Source organism: Flagellimonas myxillae (assembly GCF_023502235.1).
GTDB classification, from domain to species: domain Bacteria; phylum Bacteroidota; class Bacteroidia; order Flavobacteriales; family Flavobacteriaceae; genus Flagellimonas; species Flagellimonas myxillae.
Window position 1 is genome coordinate 686533 of the sequence record NZ_JAMFLY010000002.1, and the last position, 17857, is coordinate 704389.

General features: G+C 44.5%; 9 protein-coding genes. All 9 read right to left on the bottom strand.

Annotation, left to right across the window (positions count from 1 at the left end; all coding sequences use genetic code 11):
* Positions 1-5: 5 nt before the first annotated feature.
* Positions 6-2450, bottom strand: a complete 2445-nt coding sequence (locus M3P07_RS11455; protein WP_249970047.1) for an alpha-L-fucosidase — start codon at positions 2448-2450, stop codon at positions 6-8.
* A 5-nt stretch (positions 2451-2455) separates the two neighbouring features.
* Entirely contained in the window at positions 2456-3790 is a 1335-nt protein-coding gene (locus M3P07_RS11460) for an alpha-L-fucosidase (RefSeq protein ID WP_249970048.1), read from the bottom strand.
* A gap of 43 nt (positions 3791-3833) precedes the next feature.
* Positions 3834-6191, bottom strand: coding sequence for a glycoside hydrolase family 95 protein (locus M3P07_RS11465; protein WP_249970049.1), 2358 nt, complete (start codon positions 6189-6191; stop codon positions 3834-3836).
* Positions 6192-6222: 31 nt separating this feature from the next.
* Positions 6223-8355 carry a GDSL-type esterase/lipase family protein gene (locus tag M3P07_RS11470; RefSeq protein ID WP_249970050.1) on the bottom strand — a complete coding sequence of 711 codons (2133 nt, stop codon included), beginning with the start codon at positions 8353-8355 and terminating at the stop codon, positions 6223-6225.
* Positions 8352-9353, bottom strand: coding sequence for a metallophosphoesterase family protein (locus tag M3P07_RS11475; RefSeq protein WP_249970051.1), 1002 nt, complete (start codon positions 9351-9353; stop codon positions 8352-8354). The genes M3P07_RS11470 and M3P07_RS11475 overlap by 4 nt, the downstream gene beginning before the upstream one ends.
* Positions 9354-9361: 8 nt before the next feature.
* Positions 9362-12196: an NPCBM/NEW2 domain-containing protein gene (locus tag M3P07_RS11480; RefSeq protein ID WP_249970052.1), complete on the bottom strand. Its 2835-nt coding sequence runs from the start codon at positions 12194-12196 to the stop codon at positions 9362-9364.
* A complete protein-coding gene (locus tag M3P07_RS11485; protein ID WP_249970053.1) occupies positions 12193-14544 on the bottom strand; it encodes a PDZ domain-containing protein in 2352 nt (783 codons plus the stop codon). The genes M3P07_RS11480 and M3P07_RS11485 overlap by 4 nt, the downstream gene beginning before the upstream one ends.
* 108 nt (positions 14545-14652) lie before the next feature.
* Positions 14653-16137, bottom strand: a complete 1485-nt coding sequence (locus tag M3P07_RS11490; RefSeq protein ID WP_249970054.1) for an alpha-L-fucosidase — start codon at positions 16135-16137, stop codon at positions 14653-14655.
* A gap of 11 nt (positions 16138-16148) precedes the next feature.
* Positions 16149-17768, bottom strand: a complete 1620-nt coding sequence (locus M3P07_RS11495; RefSeq protein WP_249970055.1) for a beta-N-acetylhexosaminidase — start codon at positions 17766-17768, stop codon at positions 16149-16151.
* Between the last annotated feature and the right edge of the window lie 89 nt (positions 17769-17857).

Genomic DNA, 17857 nt, shown 5'->3' on the forward strand with positions numbered 1-17857 from the left:
ATGTTTTATTGGTTAGTATTGTCCATGGGGCTGAAAAAAGCGCTAAAGTTTACTATTTGGGGCGTTCTTTCGAAGATGGTGAGCACGAGCCTAATTCGACTTACCTCCGTCGGGGTAAAATGCTCGATCCGTTTATGTCCGATACTTTTTCCCTGGGTCAAGGTTTTCCATCCACCTTGCGTCCAACCTTCAATACGGTAAGCCCTTACCCTTTCACCTTTGCTAATATCTTCTTGCAAGATCACATGGTTGATTTTGGTAGGTTGATCAAACTTCAATTGTAGTTTTGATCCTTTTCCCGAGGTGGTTCCCAAAGGGTTTGAGAACCTTCTTTTTATTTCATCTCCCCATTCTTTGAGTCTTTGCACATCCGGTTCTGGAAGCAAACCCCTTGGGTCGGGGGTAAGGCCCATGATCAAGGTGGAATTTCGCCCTACGGATTTGTAATAGATGTCCATTAAATTTTTCAAAGGAAAAATATGGGCTTCGTCTCCGGGCTCCCAAAACCACTCGTGTCGCCCATTGTATCCTCGCAAAGGGGCATCTGCCATTGCTGGCACCCAATAGTTTCCGTTGGGGTCGCCCTCTTTCAACAATTGAAAGTTGTTGTGCGCTATGTTTTTATGGGCAGATTCTCCGGCCCCAGTGGAATAGTAGGGAAAGGTGGACCAGTTTGGATAGCTGACGGTCCCCGATTCGGAGCCTCCCCAACGGGCTTCCGCCAATTGTTTGTTATGATAAAAAAGACAATTGGGTTGATACTGTTGAACAATGGGCAACACGTCGGGTGCGCCATTTTCTGGAGAATCCGCACCTCCGTCAAACCAAATCTCGAAAAGTTCACCATAGTTGGTGCAAAGTTCCTTGACCATCCCTTCCACCATACGATTGTACCACTTTTGCCGGTTCTCTTTGAATTCACCCTCTCCATTGACCTTAAAATTGTGTACGCCCAGCATGGAATTCCACCGGATTCCGACGTATATGCCTGGTTTAATCCCATACTTGCGACAGGAATTCACAAAATCCCGAACGATATCACCTTTTCCATCTTGAAAATTCAAGGCTTTCATGCTATAGGGATTTACGTCGGATTGGAATAGGGCAAAGCCAGTTTCATGGGTGGCGGTTAGGATAGCGAAGGTAAATCCGGCATCCTTGGCGGCCTTTATCCATTGGTCGGTATCCAATTGTTGCGGATTGAAAATTTGATAATCATCCACAGGATCAATACGATTGTTTCCCTGCCCGTATTTGACGCCATCAAAAACATGGAGGTCGTAATGAAAAACAGCACCCATTTCGGCTTGTTGCCAAGCCAACTGGCGCTTGTTGGGCAAAGGAAAATCCCCACGGCTTTCAATAGGATTAAAAACCAGATAGGATTCATCTCCCTTTTTCACCGCCAAGCTTAGTACACGGGGTTCGTTGTCCTCAACATAGATAAACGGCCTTTCCATGCGGTCTGGAATAAGCTCTTGTCCGTCCGGCATTTGCAATTTTTTGGGCAGCACGGCGTATTCTGTTGCTTTTTTCCAATGAATGCCATCTTGGGAACTTACCATTCCAATTATGGAATGTGCATGAAACACTCCGTAGAAGTAATTCCTTTTGGCATCGTACCAAAGGGACATGTCCTCTGTATCGAGATAATCGATTACCGGTTTGGGCTGTATTGTGAACGGCCCTGATGGTGTATCGGCAACAGCGATGGCCTGATTCCGGATGAAGCGGGTCTCGTTCGGCTTGTCCCCTTTGACAATCAGGTAATATTTCCCATCCTTACCTTTATCAATGGCCGGATTCACGGTTAAGGTGGTTATGGGTCCTGAAGGTTCAACAATGGGTTTATCCATGCGTGTCCAAGGACCATTAAGGGTATTGGATACCGCTACCCCGGTGCGCTGATTGGGTCTAAGCACCTTCCAATTGGGGTGAGTATAGCCGGTTTGGGCAGTTTCAACCAGGTCCGCCTCGGTATAGGATTGCTCTCCCAAATGGGTCGAGATATAGTAGAGATAATACTTGCCCTCAAAGTATTTTATCTTGGGGTTGTGTGCAGTAATGGCGTCCCAATAGTTGCCTCCTCTTCCGGTTAGTGCCGTGTTCTTATATTTCCAAGGACCTGCAGGGGATTTGGAGGTGGCATGGGCAATTTCCGAATGGGTCAGCCAACCTGTAAAGGTGTATTCTTTTTTCCAACGGGAATAAAAAAGATGATAAGTGCCTTTCTTGTCCTTGATAATGGAACCACCCCAGTTGTAATATCCTTCGGTCTTGAATACATTCTCTTTGGAAAGCGGTTGTAATCTATCCTTAAAGAAAAGAGTGTCCGGTCTCGATTGGGCCATTCCCTGGGAGCGCAAGAAAAATACCATCAACACAAAAGTGAAAATGGCCAAAGACTTGGAATGGGGAGAACGGTTGTTGGGGGTTGACAATTTTTGCATGATAATTAGTTACTCTCTATTACCGCACCATCTTCCCTATACAGATCTACATTTCCATCCAAAAGAAGGGCGAGTACCGTCATCTGTTCGTCCAAAACATGGTCTGGAATATTGATGTAGGTAATTCCAGGGTAATGGCTCCAGTATACCTTACCAACTACTTTATGGGATAGTTTTGAACCCTGGCCCACTACCCAAATGCGATTAATTTTGTTCTTGAGTCCCCTGACTACTACCTCTCCATTGGGGTTCCCCTTTACGAAGAGGTAAAGGATGTTTCTGTCTTTGGACAAGGTTGTGGGGCCATAAAAATGTTCCTTGGGTATTCCGGCAACGGTTCCGTAAATGGCTTCACGATGTTTGTTGGTCCACCTCCCCAAGTTCTTCAGAATATTGACTTGTTCATTAGGGATGGTGCCATCAGCTTTTGGACCAATATCCAAGAGAAGATTGCCTCCGTTGGCCAGCACATCGGCAAAAATGCCAATGATCTGATCCGGTGTTTTGTACTCGTGGTCGTTTTTTTGGAATCCCCATGAGTTGTTCATGGTCATACACAACTCCCAATACTTACTTGTGGGTTTGGTAATGGGCATCCCTTGTTCTGGGGTGGCATAATCTCCCTGATCCCTTAAACGGGAATTTAAAATGGTGTTTGGATTTTTGTCCAACAACATCTGCCTTACCTTGGGAGCCTCCCATTCCTCGGAATTGTGCTCCCAATCGCCATCAAACCAATACAAATCGGGATTGTAGGTGCTGGATAGTTCCTTTAGTTGCCCTTGGTAATAATTCAGGAATTTGTTCCAACGTTGGGGCTGCTCCTGAATTTTATATCGGATGGAATCCCTCATAAAATGGGTGTAATCTGGATAGGACCAATCCGGTAGGGAATAGTAAATGCCCACTTTTAGGTTGTTTTTGCGCAATTCATTCACAAAGGGGGTCAGCACATCTTTTTTTGAAGCTGCTCCATCCACTGCATTGAAGTTGCCATATTTGGTGTCCCATAAGGCAAATCCATCATGGTGCTTTGAAGTAATCACCGAGTATTTTGCGCCACTCTCCTTGATCAATTTTACCCAATATTGGGGATCGTATTTTTTCGCTGTGAAACCTTTGGTCTGTTTTAGATAATCATTGTGGGAGATATACCCGTTGAAGAAAGACCAGGACTCATCAATCCCATCTACGGCGTAGAGGCCCCAATGAATAAAGATTCCAAGTTTGGCATCCTTGAACCACTGCATTTTTTTCTGGTTCTGCTGAAGGGAATCCTTGGTCTGCGCATTGTTGGGAATCCAAAACAACAAAAGTAAAGCGATAATCAATTTTTTCATGTTCTCTTTGCTTGATGATTTTATCGAATACATGGAAATCGGTCTAAATTTTATCTAGATTTTCCCCAAGCACAATTTTGGAATTGGCGGGAAGGGAAACTTCTGTTTGGATGTCCCCATATTTTATTTGAACGGTTTTTGCTGCGGCAGCCTTTAATCCTAATTCCAGCAACTTGCCATCTTTCCATTCAATGTCGATTTCAATGTTGCCCCTTGCCTTAAGCCCTGAAATTTTTCCATTTTTCCATTTGGTGGGCAAGGCAGGTAAAATCCTCAGGAACCCCTCGTGCGACTGTAACAAAAGTTCCGCAACCCCTGCTGTATAGCCAAAGTTTCCATCTATTTGGAAAGGAGGGTGCTCATCGAACATATTATGGGCTATGGAAATCTGCAGAAACTTGTCTATGTTTTCTTGGGCGGCGGCTCCATCCAGGAGTCGTGCGTTCATGTTGATCATCCAAGCTCTGCTCCAGCCGGTTCCAGCCCCGCCATGCTGCAAGCGGTAATCTATGGTTTTTTGGGCCGCATCAAAGGCTTCGGCATTGTTTTCCACAATTTCATCGCCCGGATGCAAGGCATACAAATGGGACATGTGCCTATGACCTTTTTCCGGCTCGTCGTACGGCTCGTTCCATTCCAGGATGCGACCATCATCCCCGATAAGAATACCTGGGTGCAATTGCTCCCGTTTCTCGGTCACTTCCTTGGTGAAAGCATCATCGATTCCTAAGATTTGGGCAGCGGCAAGTGTATTGTCAAATACCTCCCCGATAATCTGATGCCCCATGGCACTGCCAAAGGAAACCGCTGCGGATTGTCCATTTTTTGCGATATAGGAATTTTCTGGGGAGGTCTCAGGAGTGGAGACCCATTTTCCACTTTTTTCATCCCAGACCAACCAATCCAAATAGAACTCGGACAGGCCTTTTAGGATGGGGTATGCCCGTTCCTTGAGAAAAACCTCGTCTTGGGTAAACTGATAGCGTTCCCAATAGTGTTGGGCACACCAACCTCCACCGTGTATCCAGGAACCCCAATACGCCCGTTCCGCCCTCATAAATGGAGTGGCCCAAAGATCTGTGGTATGATGGGCCATGGTACCCCTTGTAATACCGTACTGTTCCTTAGCAGTGACCTTGCCATTTTCATAAACTCTATCCAAGAGCGAAAAGAAGGGGTCGTGCAGTTCACTTAAATTGGTGACTTCTGCCGGCCAATAATTCATTTGTAGGTTGATGTTGATGTGGTAGTCGGCATTCCATGGGGCCGTAATATGCTCGTTCCAAATGCCTTGCAAGTTGGCAGGGTTCGTCCCTGGTCTAGAGGATGCAATCAAAAGATATCTTCCATACTGGAAAAGCTTGGCCGCAAGATCTGGATCTCCCAAACCATCTTTTCTACGTTGCAACCTGGTGTCTGTGGGGAGGCTATCCAAAGTTTTTCCACCCAAATCAAATGCTACCCTGTTGTACAATTGCCGATAATCTTTCGTATGGGATTGCAACAGTTGCTCGAACGTTTTTTTTGTGGCCGAGGCCAAGGTCTCAATGTTTTTATCTACGTAGTTCTGGCCATGGTAAAACGAAGTGTTCCCTGCTAGGTATATGGTCGCTTTCTTAACACCTTTTAGCTGGAGTTTTCCGTCTTCGGAACTTACAGAGCCCGACTCGTTCTTTACTTTTAACCGAGTTTCAAATTTGACACCGTAATCCAAGGGAAATGGAGCAGAAAACCGCTTTCCCCCAAATTGGGTCACTACCCCTTTCATACTTATCTCCGTTTCGGAAGGATTGGTGACCACTACGGTAGGTCTATCGGTGTCTTTAGGTCTGTCCAAGCGCAGGTCAAAGTCCATACCATTCTCGGCTGTGGTTGCCAATTCAATAACAAGCACATCATCCGGATGGGAAGCAATTACTTTTTGGGTATAAGAATCCCCTTGGGAGGTGTAGGCAACAGATAGTAGTGCATCGTTCAAGTTCAGGGAGCGTTTGTAATTTTCGACATTCTTATTGTCCTTAAAATCGATAAACAGGTCACCCATGGTCTGGTGGGAACGGGTTATGGTCTTGTACGAAAACTTCTCTACAATCAAACTATCCACTTCCTGGTTTTTCCCTTCTAAGAGCAACGCTCTAATTTCTTCAAGGTCTTCGGGTGTTCCAATGGCTTCTTTCCAATCCTCGGCTCCGGACCACATCGAATCTTCGTTCAGTTGGATGCGCTCGTTATTTGGGTCTCCAAAGACCATGGCCCCAAAACGTCCATTCCCTACGGGTAGCGCCTGCATCCATTCTTCGGCGGGTTCGTCATACCAGAGCTCATTTTTTTGGAGTTCTGTTTCTTTCTTGCACGAAACAATGGTGACCAGTATCAGGAATGCGATAAATACTCTTTTCATTTTCTATTTACGTTTAAGTTTTATTTGACTCCTACTTTTTTTGGATTTGCTTTTGAATAAATTCACCCCAAACCTCATATCCCCCGGGTTTAAGGTGTATGCCATCACCGCCGTATAGAGTCTCTTTCAAATTGCCTTTCTCGTCACTGAACGTGGCTTCTAGGTTAAAGTATTGCACAGATTCTTGATTCCCCAGGGGAGCTATTAGCTCATGGATTTTACGGTATTTCTTTCTACGTTCCGAAGTATGGTCCAACCCTGTTGGAAGGGGCCCAAAAAGCAGAATTTTGGAATTGGGTAGTTTTGATCGTAGCAGCTTAACATTTAAGGCAATGCCCTCGGCAATTTCCTCGGCGGAATTGTAGGGAAAATTGTTAACCCCAATGGCCAAGCTCACAAACTCTGGGGAACCTTCGTCATAATGTCCATTTTGGATTCTCCATGCCGTATGCTCGGTTCTATCTCCGGAAATACCTGCAGAAACCCATTTTAATCCATTGAAACTTCGTTGGGCTGCCTCAAGTCCCGGCTTGTAGGTGGTTAGGGTACGGTTACCACCCCAACCTTGGGTTATGGAATTACCAACCAATAGTAAATCCAATTTTCCTGAATAACGACTCAGGGAGTCAATGTCGTACATCTGGTACCACCAGCCCTTACCTTCTTTCCAACCTGCGGCGGATCTGTATTCTGATCCAGGTGCGGGGACGGTCGCAAAATTAATTTTGCGATTGGAGGCCCGCAAAATGAAATCTACGATCGGACTTGGATTGGCTAAACTGTGGGGATGATGGCCCACATCGGGTTTGTAGACGGTTTTGATGTTCCCACCAGCAGCTTTTATTTTTTGCTCAAACGGGGTAGTATTCTCGGCAACCGGAACCACTTTATCTGCTTCCCCGCAAACATGTAGCATGGGAAACCCGGCTTTGGCCAGAGTTGTGGTTTTGTGTATGGGATTTCCTGTAAATTGGTCCAGTTTCTTCTCGTTTGTAATTTCATATACTTTTTTGAACTGTTCCCAATCGGTTGTGCTTCCAAGGCCTTCTCCTTTGCCACCTGGCCAGCTTGTACCATCCAGAACAGGAGCGTCGGCATAGGTGCAAATTACTTTTTCGGGATTCTCGGAGGCCCAATTGTACATGATCAGGCCGCCCCGGCTCATTCCCTCCAGAACAACTTTTTCCGATAGTCCAGCCTTGGTCATCAATTCATAAAACGTATTCCAGCGCTCCACTGCCTCCTTATTTCCGAATAGGTTGGCCACATCACAATAGGCAATATGATACCCTCTTTCCAACAGGGCAATATCCGTCTGGGGTTCGTGACCCCAGAAACGGGAACGAAGTACCCATGGTCTTCCTTTAGCGGTTCTTTTGGGCTGCACCACTTTACAGGCTAACCCCGCGTATTTGAAATTGGTCTGTTGAAATCCATGGAAATTCTGTTGACTTTCAATTGCTACATCTAGATTTTCCAGGGGTTGGAATGACGATGCTGTTTTTTGCACCAATTGTTCATACACCCGCCGTGCAATTTTAGTGGCTCCCAAAGACGATGGATGGATTTTATCTGGAAACATGGACTCGTCTCCATCAAAAAGTTGATAGAGGTCCACCACTTCACTTCCCGTTTCATAGGCTACTTTTTGTGCCAGGGGAATGACCTTCTCTTTGATAATGGGGTTCCAAATGCTGGTGGAATCCTGCAGAAAAGAGGGAACGGGTAAGAGCAATACTATTCTGGCATTTTGGTTTTGAGCCTTGAAAGATGCAATTAAATCCTTGTAGTCTTTTTCAAAATCGGTGTCCAAATACTTTCGGTTTTGAAGCTTCGAGTCGTTCGTGCCCAATTTTATAAGAACTATAAGTGGGGCAAAATCCAAAGCTTCTTGATATTTGTCTGTTTCCCAGTAGGGATTATTTCCCTTTTTCAGAAGCGTGGCAGCATTGACCCCAAAATTTTCAACTTGATATTTTTCTCCCAAAAGGCGCTGCAGCTGTTCGGGATATGCATTCATTTCCCGATTGGCCATTCCTGCACCATAGGTTATGCTATTTCCAACACAGGCTATTTTAACAGATGCACGGTTAGCATTGCTTGTTTTTTGACAAGAGGATGCCAGAACAACCAAGATGCCCATTACAAAAAGAAAGTTTCTCATGACTTTAGCTTCATTTTGAATCCGGTGATGGCAGGAACAATGGGATCATGCGGATGCTGATCTGGCATGCCCAATTCCTTGGGTCCCGGACCAACAAATTCTGTTTTTCTAGGCTCTAGGGTAATCTTATTCTTTTCAATCTTCATGAAGGTGAATAGGGATTCCCTGTAGGGGATGGTGTATTTTATCCATTTGTGCTTGGCATCAATTTCCTTGCTATAACGCACCTGTTGATAGTCCCCACCCACCCAACGATAAGAGGCACTATTGATTTGTACGTAATAAATTCCATTGATTTTGGTCATAAAATCGGTATGGTGATGCCCGCTCAAACAACAGAGGACTTTCTGGAAACCGGCCGAAGCGTTGGCAGCTTCCAAAATCTCCTGGACATCCTTTAGATTCGCAACTCCACCATCTTCCAATTCCAAGGTCTGATGGCTGAAAATTATCGTGGGGTTATCTGTTTTTTGGAGATCTTGCCTTAACCATTCCTGCTGTTCCTTCCCGATATAGCGATGATATCCTTCCCAGGGTTGGGGGTTGGCATCGTTTCCGTCCAGGATAATAAAGTGGATTCCTTTGTGATCAAAGGAATAGTAATTGGCCGGCATGTCCCAAAATTCCCGAACCTGTTCCTTGCTATACCCAAGGTCGGTATCGTGGTTACCTATAACATGGTGCGTGTCTCGGGCATAGCTGTTCCAGATAGACATAAATTTTTGGTTGCTTTCACGGGGGATACAGAAATCTCCCATTTGTACTATAAAGTCGAGATTTCGATCGTTGGATTCGCTTATGAAAGCCTGAAGCCGTTCTTCCCCATCGTGCATAATATCGTTGTGGACATCTGCGATCAAGCCAATGTTCAATGCTTCTTTTTTGAAGGTGAAAGGCAGGGCTTCCAAAGGCAAAACCATGGCTGTTCCCGCCATGGCAGATAGTTTAATAAAATCCCTTCTGCTCTTGGGTCGTGAAGTATTCTTGTCGATGTCCATAATTCTTGTTATTCAATTACCCACCAACTATATCCGTTGGCAGGTATGGTTACCTGAATGTTGATCTTGTAGTCTCTTGTTAGTTCAAAGGTTTTTGCAACCCCTTCTTTTTCCCGGACCTTGGCATTATGGGTGAGCCCCGTATAATACAATGGAAGTTTAACAGTTCTGGTCATTTCCTCGTCCGTAGGGTTGAACATCATGACTAGACCTTTCTCCTTTAGTCTTGGGTTAACATGCATAAAACCGTCCCAATCCTTACCGGATGGACGTTTTAGGTGGATAATGTCACTGTTTAAGATACGGCGATATTCTTTATACCAGTCGATTACTTTTTGGACAACCGCTTTGGTTTTGGGGGTATCGTACAAGCGAGGCCCCCTATAACAGGCCTGTACGCCGGAACCATAGTTTTGCATCATGTGGCTTTCGTAGGCGTCCAAATGTTCGTTCAAGGGTTCTAATGTGGCCGCGGCACCCCCACCATGATATTCGGTCAAGGGCACAAAGGTCCAACACATGCTTGGGATGCTTTTCCAAAGGCCATCATAAATGTTTGCCCTCCCCAGCACAAGTTGTCTATTTCGTGGCAAGGACCAGTTTACCTCCCTATAACCAATGCCTGTTTTGTTGGTACCGGAGTTGAGATAAAAATCCGGGACGTTCATATAAATTCCATGGGCGCGCATCCATTTGTACAGCCCTTGTATTTGTGCGTACTGTTTCCACTGTGAGTCCTCCAACCCATTGTGATGGGCATGAACCGTAGAGGCACAAACATTTCCAGGATAGGAGCCGTCGTTTTCAAAGACTTGCATCCCGGTTTTGGTAAAGAATTTTTTGATTTTTCTGAAATAATCATGCCCCCATTCGCTGCTCAAACAGGGTGATGAACCGAAAATCATGCCTCCTCTTTTTCCTGTTTTCGGGTTGATTACATCAACCTCATCGCTTATCCATCTGCTCGATAACAAGGAGTATCCTCCAAGTTCTATCCCTTTGGAATTGGCATAAGACCTTAGGTTCTTGAACTTCTGGTAATACTCCTCGGATTCTTTTTCCATGTCCAGTCCGCTCCCGAAACTCAATATGATCATTTCGTACCCGACCTCGGCACATTGGTCCACCGCAGTTTTGATTTTCTCTGGATCTGTGGAAGTAAGGTGTAGAAAAATTGGGTTTTCCGTGGTCCAAGGGGAAATGGTACGGTACATTTTTCTTAAAAATAGCCCTTTGCGCTCTTTGTCAAAACTATCAAATGGCGTTTCCCAAACCCTAAAGGTGGTTAGGGAGCTGCCCGGAGAGATTCCCGTGTCTGGACCCAACGGAGGCCTCACTTCCAACATACATGGCAATCGAAGGGGGTAGTTGGTCTGGGAGGTGTAGCGCGGGTCTATTTCCCAGTAGGTGGTTTTGTCCGATGTTTTTTGCTGCATCGCACCAAAGGCATAATCGGTTTCAATGTGGATATTGGGTTTTTCAAAATATTCGGGGACATCCACGAGACTTTCTCCCTCCACCATTGCCAATTGTTCCAACTTAAAACTATTCAATTGAACCATAAGATCACCCTCGTTGATTACCTCAATCCACTTGCTTAAGGTGGGGAGGCCATCATATAGCGCATAGTGTACCTTTACTTTGATTTCATCCTTGACCAGCGTGAAAACCAATTCCTTCCCTTTGGGCATATTGGTATTGGATGCCCATCTCACGCGTTTCCATTCCAGCCTATCCTCAATATTCTTTATCTCAAAATCCTGGATCAAAAATGCATTGGCGGTCGGAGCCAACTGATCCACCCATTTCATGAGGGTATAGGCATATTCAGGTTGTTTGCTGAGCCCACCAATGGAATAGGGTTTACCATCAATGGTCAAGACTCCTTCATTAGAAACGGCACGCAACAAGCTCTCGCCGGTCATTTGGTTTACATAGTCAATCGTGGCCAAATTTGGCGACACGCGAAAAATTCGGGCTACCAGACCGTTCGATAAAACGATATCTTTTTGGTTTTGGGTCTGATACACCCCAGCCTTGGCCTTGGAATTGTCTATGAGCCAATCGTAGGATGGTTGCAACAATGGCATCGAAGTTTGGGGCAAAGCACTGATTTTTGATGCCAAGCGCTCTTCCACCACCTTGTCCAATTTGGGACCTTCCGCACCAAAATCGGGCTGTACAACTATTGGGGCTATTTCAAAATAGTCGATTTTGGGATCTATCCATACGGCATGATCTCCACTAACGCCATCCCCAGCATCTTCCACAATCAATTCCAAAATACCGCCTTTGGTGTTGACGTCTACGATTTTGGCTTTGTCACCCTTCCGCATGGTGCCACTATTGTAGACTTCTTCTCCATTGTGCAAGACTTTGAAAAGCACACTACCATCATCCACGCTTCCATTTTTGCCCTCGATACCTACAAACTGTTTTTTGGTAGCCGAAACATAATAGAAAATACGCTTGCCATCCGTAAGCGGTATGGTTTTAATGGAACTTGCAGCGTAATCAACCTTACTATCGTTTAAGCCCACTTTGGCGGTAAACCTTGAGCCATCATACATTTTGATTTTAAGGACAGAGTTTGAGTGTACCCCAAAACCATTTTGAAACTTTTCTCCAGCAACGGACAATGCTTCCCCGGTTACCGATTTATTTTTCACAGGTGCACTATAACTCTGCTGGGCGAGGGAAATTTCCATTTCGCCAACCTCTACTTGGGATTGAGCAACCACTAAGGATGAAGCAAAAACATAAACCAATATGAGCGTGGTTAATTTTATTTGCCAGTTGTTGACAGAAAAATTCGCATGCTTTTGACGTCTGGTAGCCCTCATTTTTTGGTGGTAATTGTAATTTTTTGTTTTGTTTGGTTTCTAAAGATTTCCAAATGCATTTTACCCTTCCAGTTATGGGTTTGGTATGATTTCATCAAATCTGAAATCGTATTAATATCTTCATCTTCACTGGTGATGATGACGTCTCCAACTTGAATATCCGAACGGGCCAAAATTCCATTTTCATCCAACGATGTGATCAATACTCCTGCTGTTTTATTTAATCCGGATGCAGATCGTTCTGCCATGCTCTCAATGTTCTTGATTTTGGACCCCAACCAATTCACCAAAATGGATTTATCCACATCGGAACCAAAGAAAATTACAGGGAATTCAGGCACCTTTGCAATTGCTTTAAGCTTTTCGGCTTTAACCCCGAAAGAATTGGTTTCGAAGGGTTTAAAACCAATTTTAACGGCTTCCGATTGTGTGGCCACATTAAAATTTCCAGTTTCAGGGGAAGCAAATTGGGGAGTGCCGTGGATGCTATGAATATCCACGCCCTTTCCTTGTGAAATGTTTAAAGATTCCTGGTCTGGGAAAAAATTGTAATCTATTTCCTTTCCCCAACCATCCAATCGGATATCCTTGTGTTCGGTAAATACGATATTATGTTTGAAAACGTCTCCACTATTTTTGAACCAAACATGCGGATGAAAACCGTTGTTCAGCATGATGTTGTTCGCCACTTTACGATAAAACCCCTCACGAAGTTTTATACCTCCATTGAGACATAGGTTGTTATAAATTTGGTAGTTGGAGGATCCATCATCCAAATCAATGTCCCAGCCGTGATCGCATCTAAATCGATTATTTCTAATTATGGTGGTGTGGATTGCATCCCATTTTGGCATATTAGGATTTTTGGCTACAATTTCATCCATAACCTTCCTATTGGGATGCCAAAACCTATCGCGTCCCCACGAATTGAAAGCTCCATGATCACCTGATTCCAATACGGTGTTAAACACATCATTGTGTTCAATAAGATGCCCACCCCAGGTGCCATCACCTATATTAATTCCTGCCCTTGGCACATCGTATATGCTATTGTTGCTCACTACAATGTTCATGGCCATGGCGATTTCAACTCCTGCTGTCTGTTTTTCAATCCGTCCAATACGGTGTATTAGATTGTTGTCCACAATACAATTGCTAGGGTACAAATTTGATCTAGGACCTCGAATAGTATCCATTTTATCTATTGGGACATATTCCTTGTACTGAAAGGATGGGGAATATACCGCGGATGGACTGCCTACAAAGGAAATTGCACTTGCTCCGCACTCATGGATATGACTATCCCGAATGGTAACATTTCTGTTAAAATTGCTAACGAAGATGGCATTGCCACCTAGATCACTGAATTCGCAGTTCTTTATTGATATGTTGCTGGTTCCCTCCAAAAAAAGGGCACCTCCCCTAAATATGGTCCAATCGCTCCTTAGTAATGGTTCATACTCCTCCATAAGGGTACGGCGAGTATGGGTAAAATGTAAATTTTCAACGCTTATGTTCCGTGCTTGTTTATCTTCCGTGCCGACTATTCGCAGCAAGGACTTTTGGTGAACTCCTTCAACTTTGGCCGTGCTTAGGTCAATTCCTTCAGCAGGCCAATAGTACAAAACTCCATTTTTGTCCAAATACCATTCACCGGGACTGTCGAGTTCTTCAAACACATTTTCCACCATCCTGTAGGTAGGGTGCATTGGTGACGGTCGGTTGTTCTGGTGCCCACCTTGTAACTCTAGTTCTCCCTTTTCGTCCACCCCACTGGCTACGTAATGAAAGCCTCCCCACTCCCCGGAATGCATAGCATGTACTATTGTACCTTCGGGACTTTTCCAAGTACCAACCCGTTCTTTGGAGATTGCATCGGAGGCGTGCCCTTGCCAATGCCCACCATTTTCATCATAATTCGGATATCTAGCAAGTATCTGTGGTTTTCCATTGATAAAAAGTTGGTCAAAATCAAGATCTACATCAATTTGGGCTTTCCAAATATTTTCATCTAGGTTTTCCCATTTTAGATCTAGTACTTGAGACCCCTTTAGCACGGAATTTTGGGATGTAGCTCCAATGATTTTGAGTGGACCGGAATTAGGGTCCAGTTCCAAAGGTTTGTCGAGGCGATATTCTCCCTCTGCTAAATAGATAGTAATCAGGTTAGCATTACCTTCGTTTCGTAAAGTCTGTAATTTGCCCAAGGCCTCTTCGATAGTGCGGACCTGTTCTTCGTTGCCTTTTCCCTTCTCAAATTCGCCAGTTGGATTTACATGTATTTGAACTGCAGTGGGATGGCATCCCATAATCAATAAGGCCGCACAAAAAACACCAAATATCTTCATTTTAATAAGCTAATGCTCCAAATTTTCTTTCAGGTTCATTGAGACATTTATTGTCCGTTTTTTGAACCAACTAACGGGCAATATTTTGGGTCTTCACGGGGATGCAGATTACTTCATTATTTTAAAAGCGTATGCATACAAGTCGGTAGGACTCATTTTGCCCGGGTCGTATTCTGGAATTTCCAAAACCATGTCCTTTCCGGATTTTCTCCAAGAAACTTCTTCCCCCGTAGCTAACAAGATCACTTTTGCATCTTTTTTTGGACTAAAACCTCGGATGGTCATTTCCTTCCCCGGCCATTTTGGGGCAATGGCAAAATAGGCGTCGTTGTTCTGGGTGAAAAATATTTCTTTTACGGCATATCCTTCCTCGGGGTCAACAGTTTGCTTCAAGATAAAATCCCCACCTAAATAATGCTGTTTGGGTTTGTAATTCTTGATTCCGTCCGACCATTGGAACGAATGATTCCAAGCGGTGGTCCCATAAATTGCTTCTCCATTGGTCTTTAACCATTTCCCAATTTCCAAAAGGCGTTGCTGCATAATGGGTGGAATGGAACCACGTCCGTCAGGACCAATATCCAACAACAAATTTCCACCTGTGCTAACAATATTGACCAACATTAATACTAGGGCTTTAGGGGAATTGTAATCCTCGGCATCCTCATTTTGATTATACCCAAACGAGAAACCCATCCCTCGGCATTCTTCCCAGGGTTTGGTAAATTCGGGGGCTTCTGATTCGTATTCCGTGGTAAAATAGCCTCCGTGTATTTTTCGGATTCCCTTGCCCCAACGGTCGTTGATAACAATGGAGTTTTTTACTGATGACTCATTGAAAAGCCAGGTCAAAAACTCCTTGGATTTCCATTTGTCAGCTTCCATGTCCCACTCGCCATCAGCCCACAGCACATCGGGCTCGTATTTTTGCACCAAATCCCTGATTTGAGGCTGAAAATGTTCGTCCACAAAGCGCGCTTTGTCGTTTTGCCACCAAGGATGGTACCATTCATATAGGGAGTAATACAGCCCCATTTTTATATCGGTTTTTTTGATAGCTGTGGAAAGTTCCCCGACCAAATCACGTTTAGAACCTACCTCCATGCTGTTCCAGGCGAAGCCTCGGTCGTTGGCCTGTTCGTTGGGCCATAGGGTAAATCCATCATGGTGCTTTGAAGTTAGAACGATATATTTGGCCCCGGCTTTTTCAAATAACTTCGCCCATTCATCCGGTTCAAATAAGTCCGCTTTGAACATTTCCCCAAATTTGTAGTAATCGAAATCTTCCCCATAAGTCTTATTGTGGTACTGTGTGACTTCGTCCCCTTTAAAATCCCCGTTGCCAAACAACGCTGCACTTTGCAGCCAATACTGGTACCATTCGGAATAGGTGCCTTTGGGCGACCAAGCGGGAACGGAATAGGGGCCCCAATGGATGAAAATTCCAAATTTGGCATCCTGGAACCAATCGGGAACCGGTCTGGAATCCAAGGACTCCCAAGTTGGCTCATAGGTTTGTTGTGCATTTAGCGTAATACTGTAACCCAACAGGAAGGCAGCTATTGGGATAATGTGTTTTTTAAGTAATATCATTTGTGTTTGTTTTAGTCGAGTACTTGGGCGTAGTTGATGTTTAGCGCATCCCATTGTCCTTGCATTTTTTTCAGGGCCTGTTTAAAACTTGAAAAATCCTTTTTTTCCAAAGGGGTCCATCCAACCTCGGCATAGGCCGCAATCCTGGGATAGGTTTGCCGCTCCACGTCGGCATTGGTCGGGGTCCATTCGCTCCACATTTGACAACCGGTACCATAAATATTCTTGTGGTATTGAGGTTCCAATCCCTCCGGAATGGGGTCAAAGCCATAGGCTTTTTCCAAGCTTATACTTTTATAACCGTAATCCAAATAGGTATGGGTGTGTATGGAGTTGACAATTCCATAGCCCTTCTTGGCGGCATCCGTGGCCAAATCCAGGTCACCTTTCCAAAAATGCACCACAACATTCTTTGCCAGTTCTGTTTCGGCATCTTCGTCGTGTTTTTTTTCTTCAAAACCTTTATGGATGTTTTTCCCTAGAATCTCGTTCCATCCCATCATTCTACGCCCATGTTGCTGGATAAACTGGGATATTTTGTTGGTAAAATCGATTTGAAGGTCGGCAGGAGTTTTAAGGTTATGCTCCCTCATATATTTTTGGACGGATTTGGAGTCTTCCCAGGATTTGTATCCTACCTCATCTCCGCCAATATGGATTACTTCCGACGGAAAAAGTTCAAAGATTTCCAATAGAACATCTTTGATAAATTGCACGGTCTCGGGTTTGGTCACATCGTAATTATCGTAATGACGACCAAATTTTACAGGCACGTCAATATCCGCTCCGGCTGTGCCCAACCAAGTATAGGCTGCAATGGCGGCACTGGAGTGTCCAGGCATTTCGAATTCCGGAATAACGGTAATATTACGTTCTGCAGCATAGGCTACAAGATCTTTTATCTGTTCTTGGGTGTAGAAACCACCATGTGCCTCGCCAGAGGTCTTACCGCTTTTCCAAGTCTCAATTTCGCTGTCGGTTCGAAATGCCCCAACCTCTGTTAAAAGGGGGTATTTTTTGATTTCGATGCGCCAACCGGCGTCGTCTGTTAAATGCCAGTGGAAGACATTCATTTTTAGTTGGGCCATTTGGTCCAAAAGCTGCTTAACAAAAGCTTCACCATGAAAATACCGCGATTCGTCCAACATATATGCCCGCCATTGAAACCTAGGGGCATCATTTACGGAAACCGATGGTATAAGCCAAATTGTTTTACCATCGTTTGTGTTTTCCAGGGAAAGCAGTTGCAATATGGTTTGGATGCCATAAAAGAATCCACCATAACCATTTGCCCTTACAGTTATTTCTTCTTGGGAAACCTGAAGCTGATAGTTTTCTTCGGGAAGGGTAGAATCCATAACCAATTGTATCTCACCAGAATCGTCAGTTGAGGTTTCCAATTGAACTCCGGTTTTATCAAGGATGGACTTGGTCAGATAGGCAATAGCTTTTTCTCCATCTTCCGAATCTGCATGAACGGAGATTCCTTGATTTAATGCAAAAGAAGAGGTGTTAAGTGTAATTTCCGCTGGTGCCGGCAACAAGCTAATTTCCGAGGCTTCAAAGGTTTTATTTGGTTTTGGGGTGCAAGAGACCAGTACGAGTACAAAAAGGTATTTGAAATATTTCATGGTTGGCAATTCAGACTAAAGGGTTTATTTGGCTAAACAGAATGGTGGTAAAGTTAAGGGCTTAGCCAAAATTGTTCTACTAGTAATTA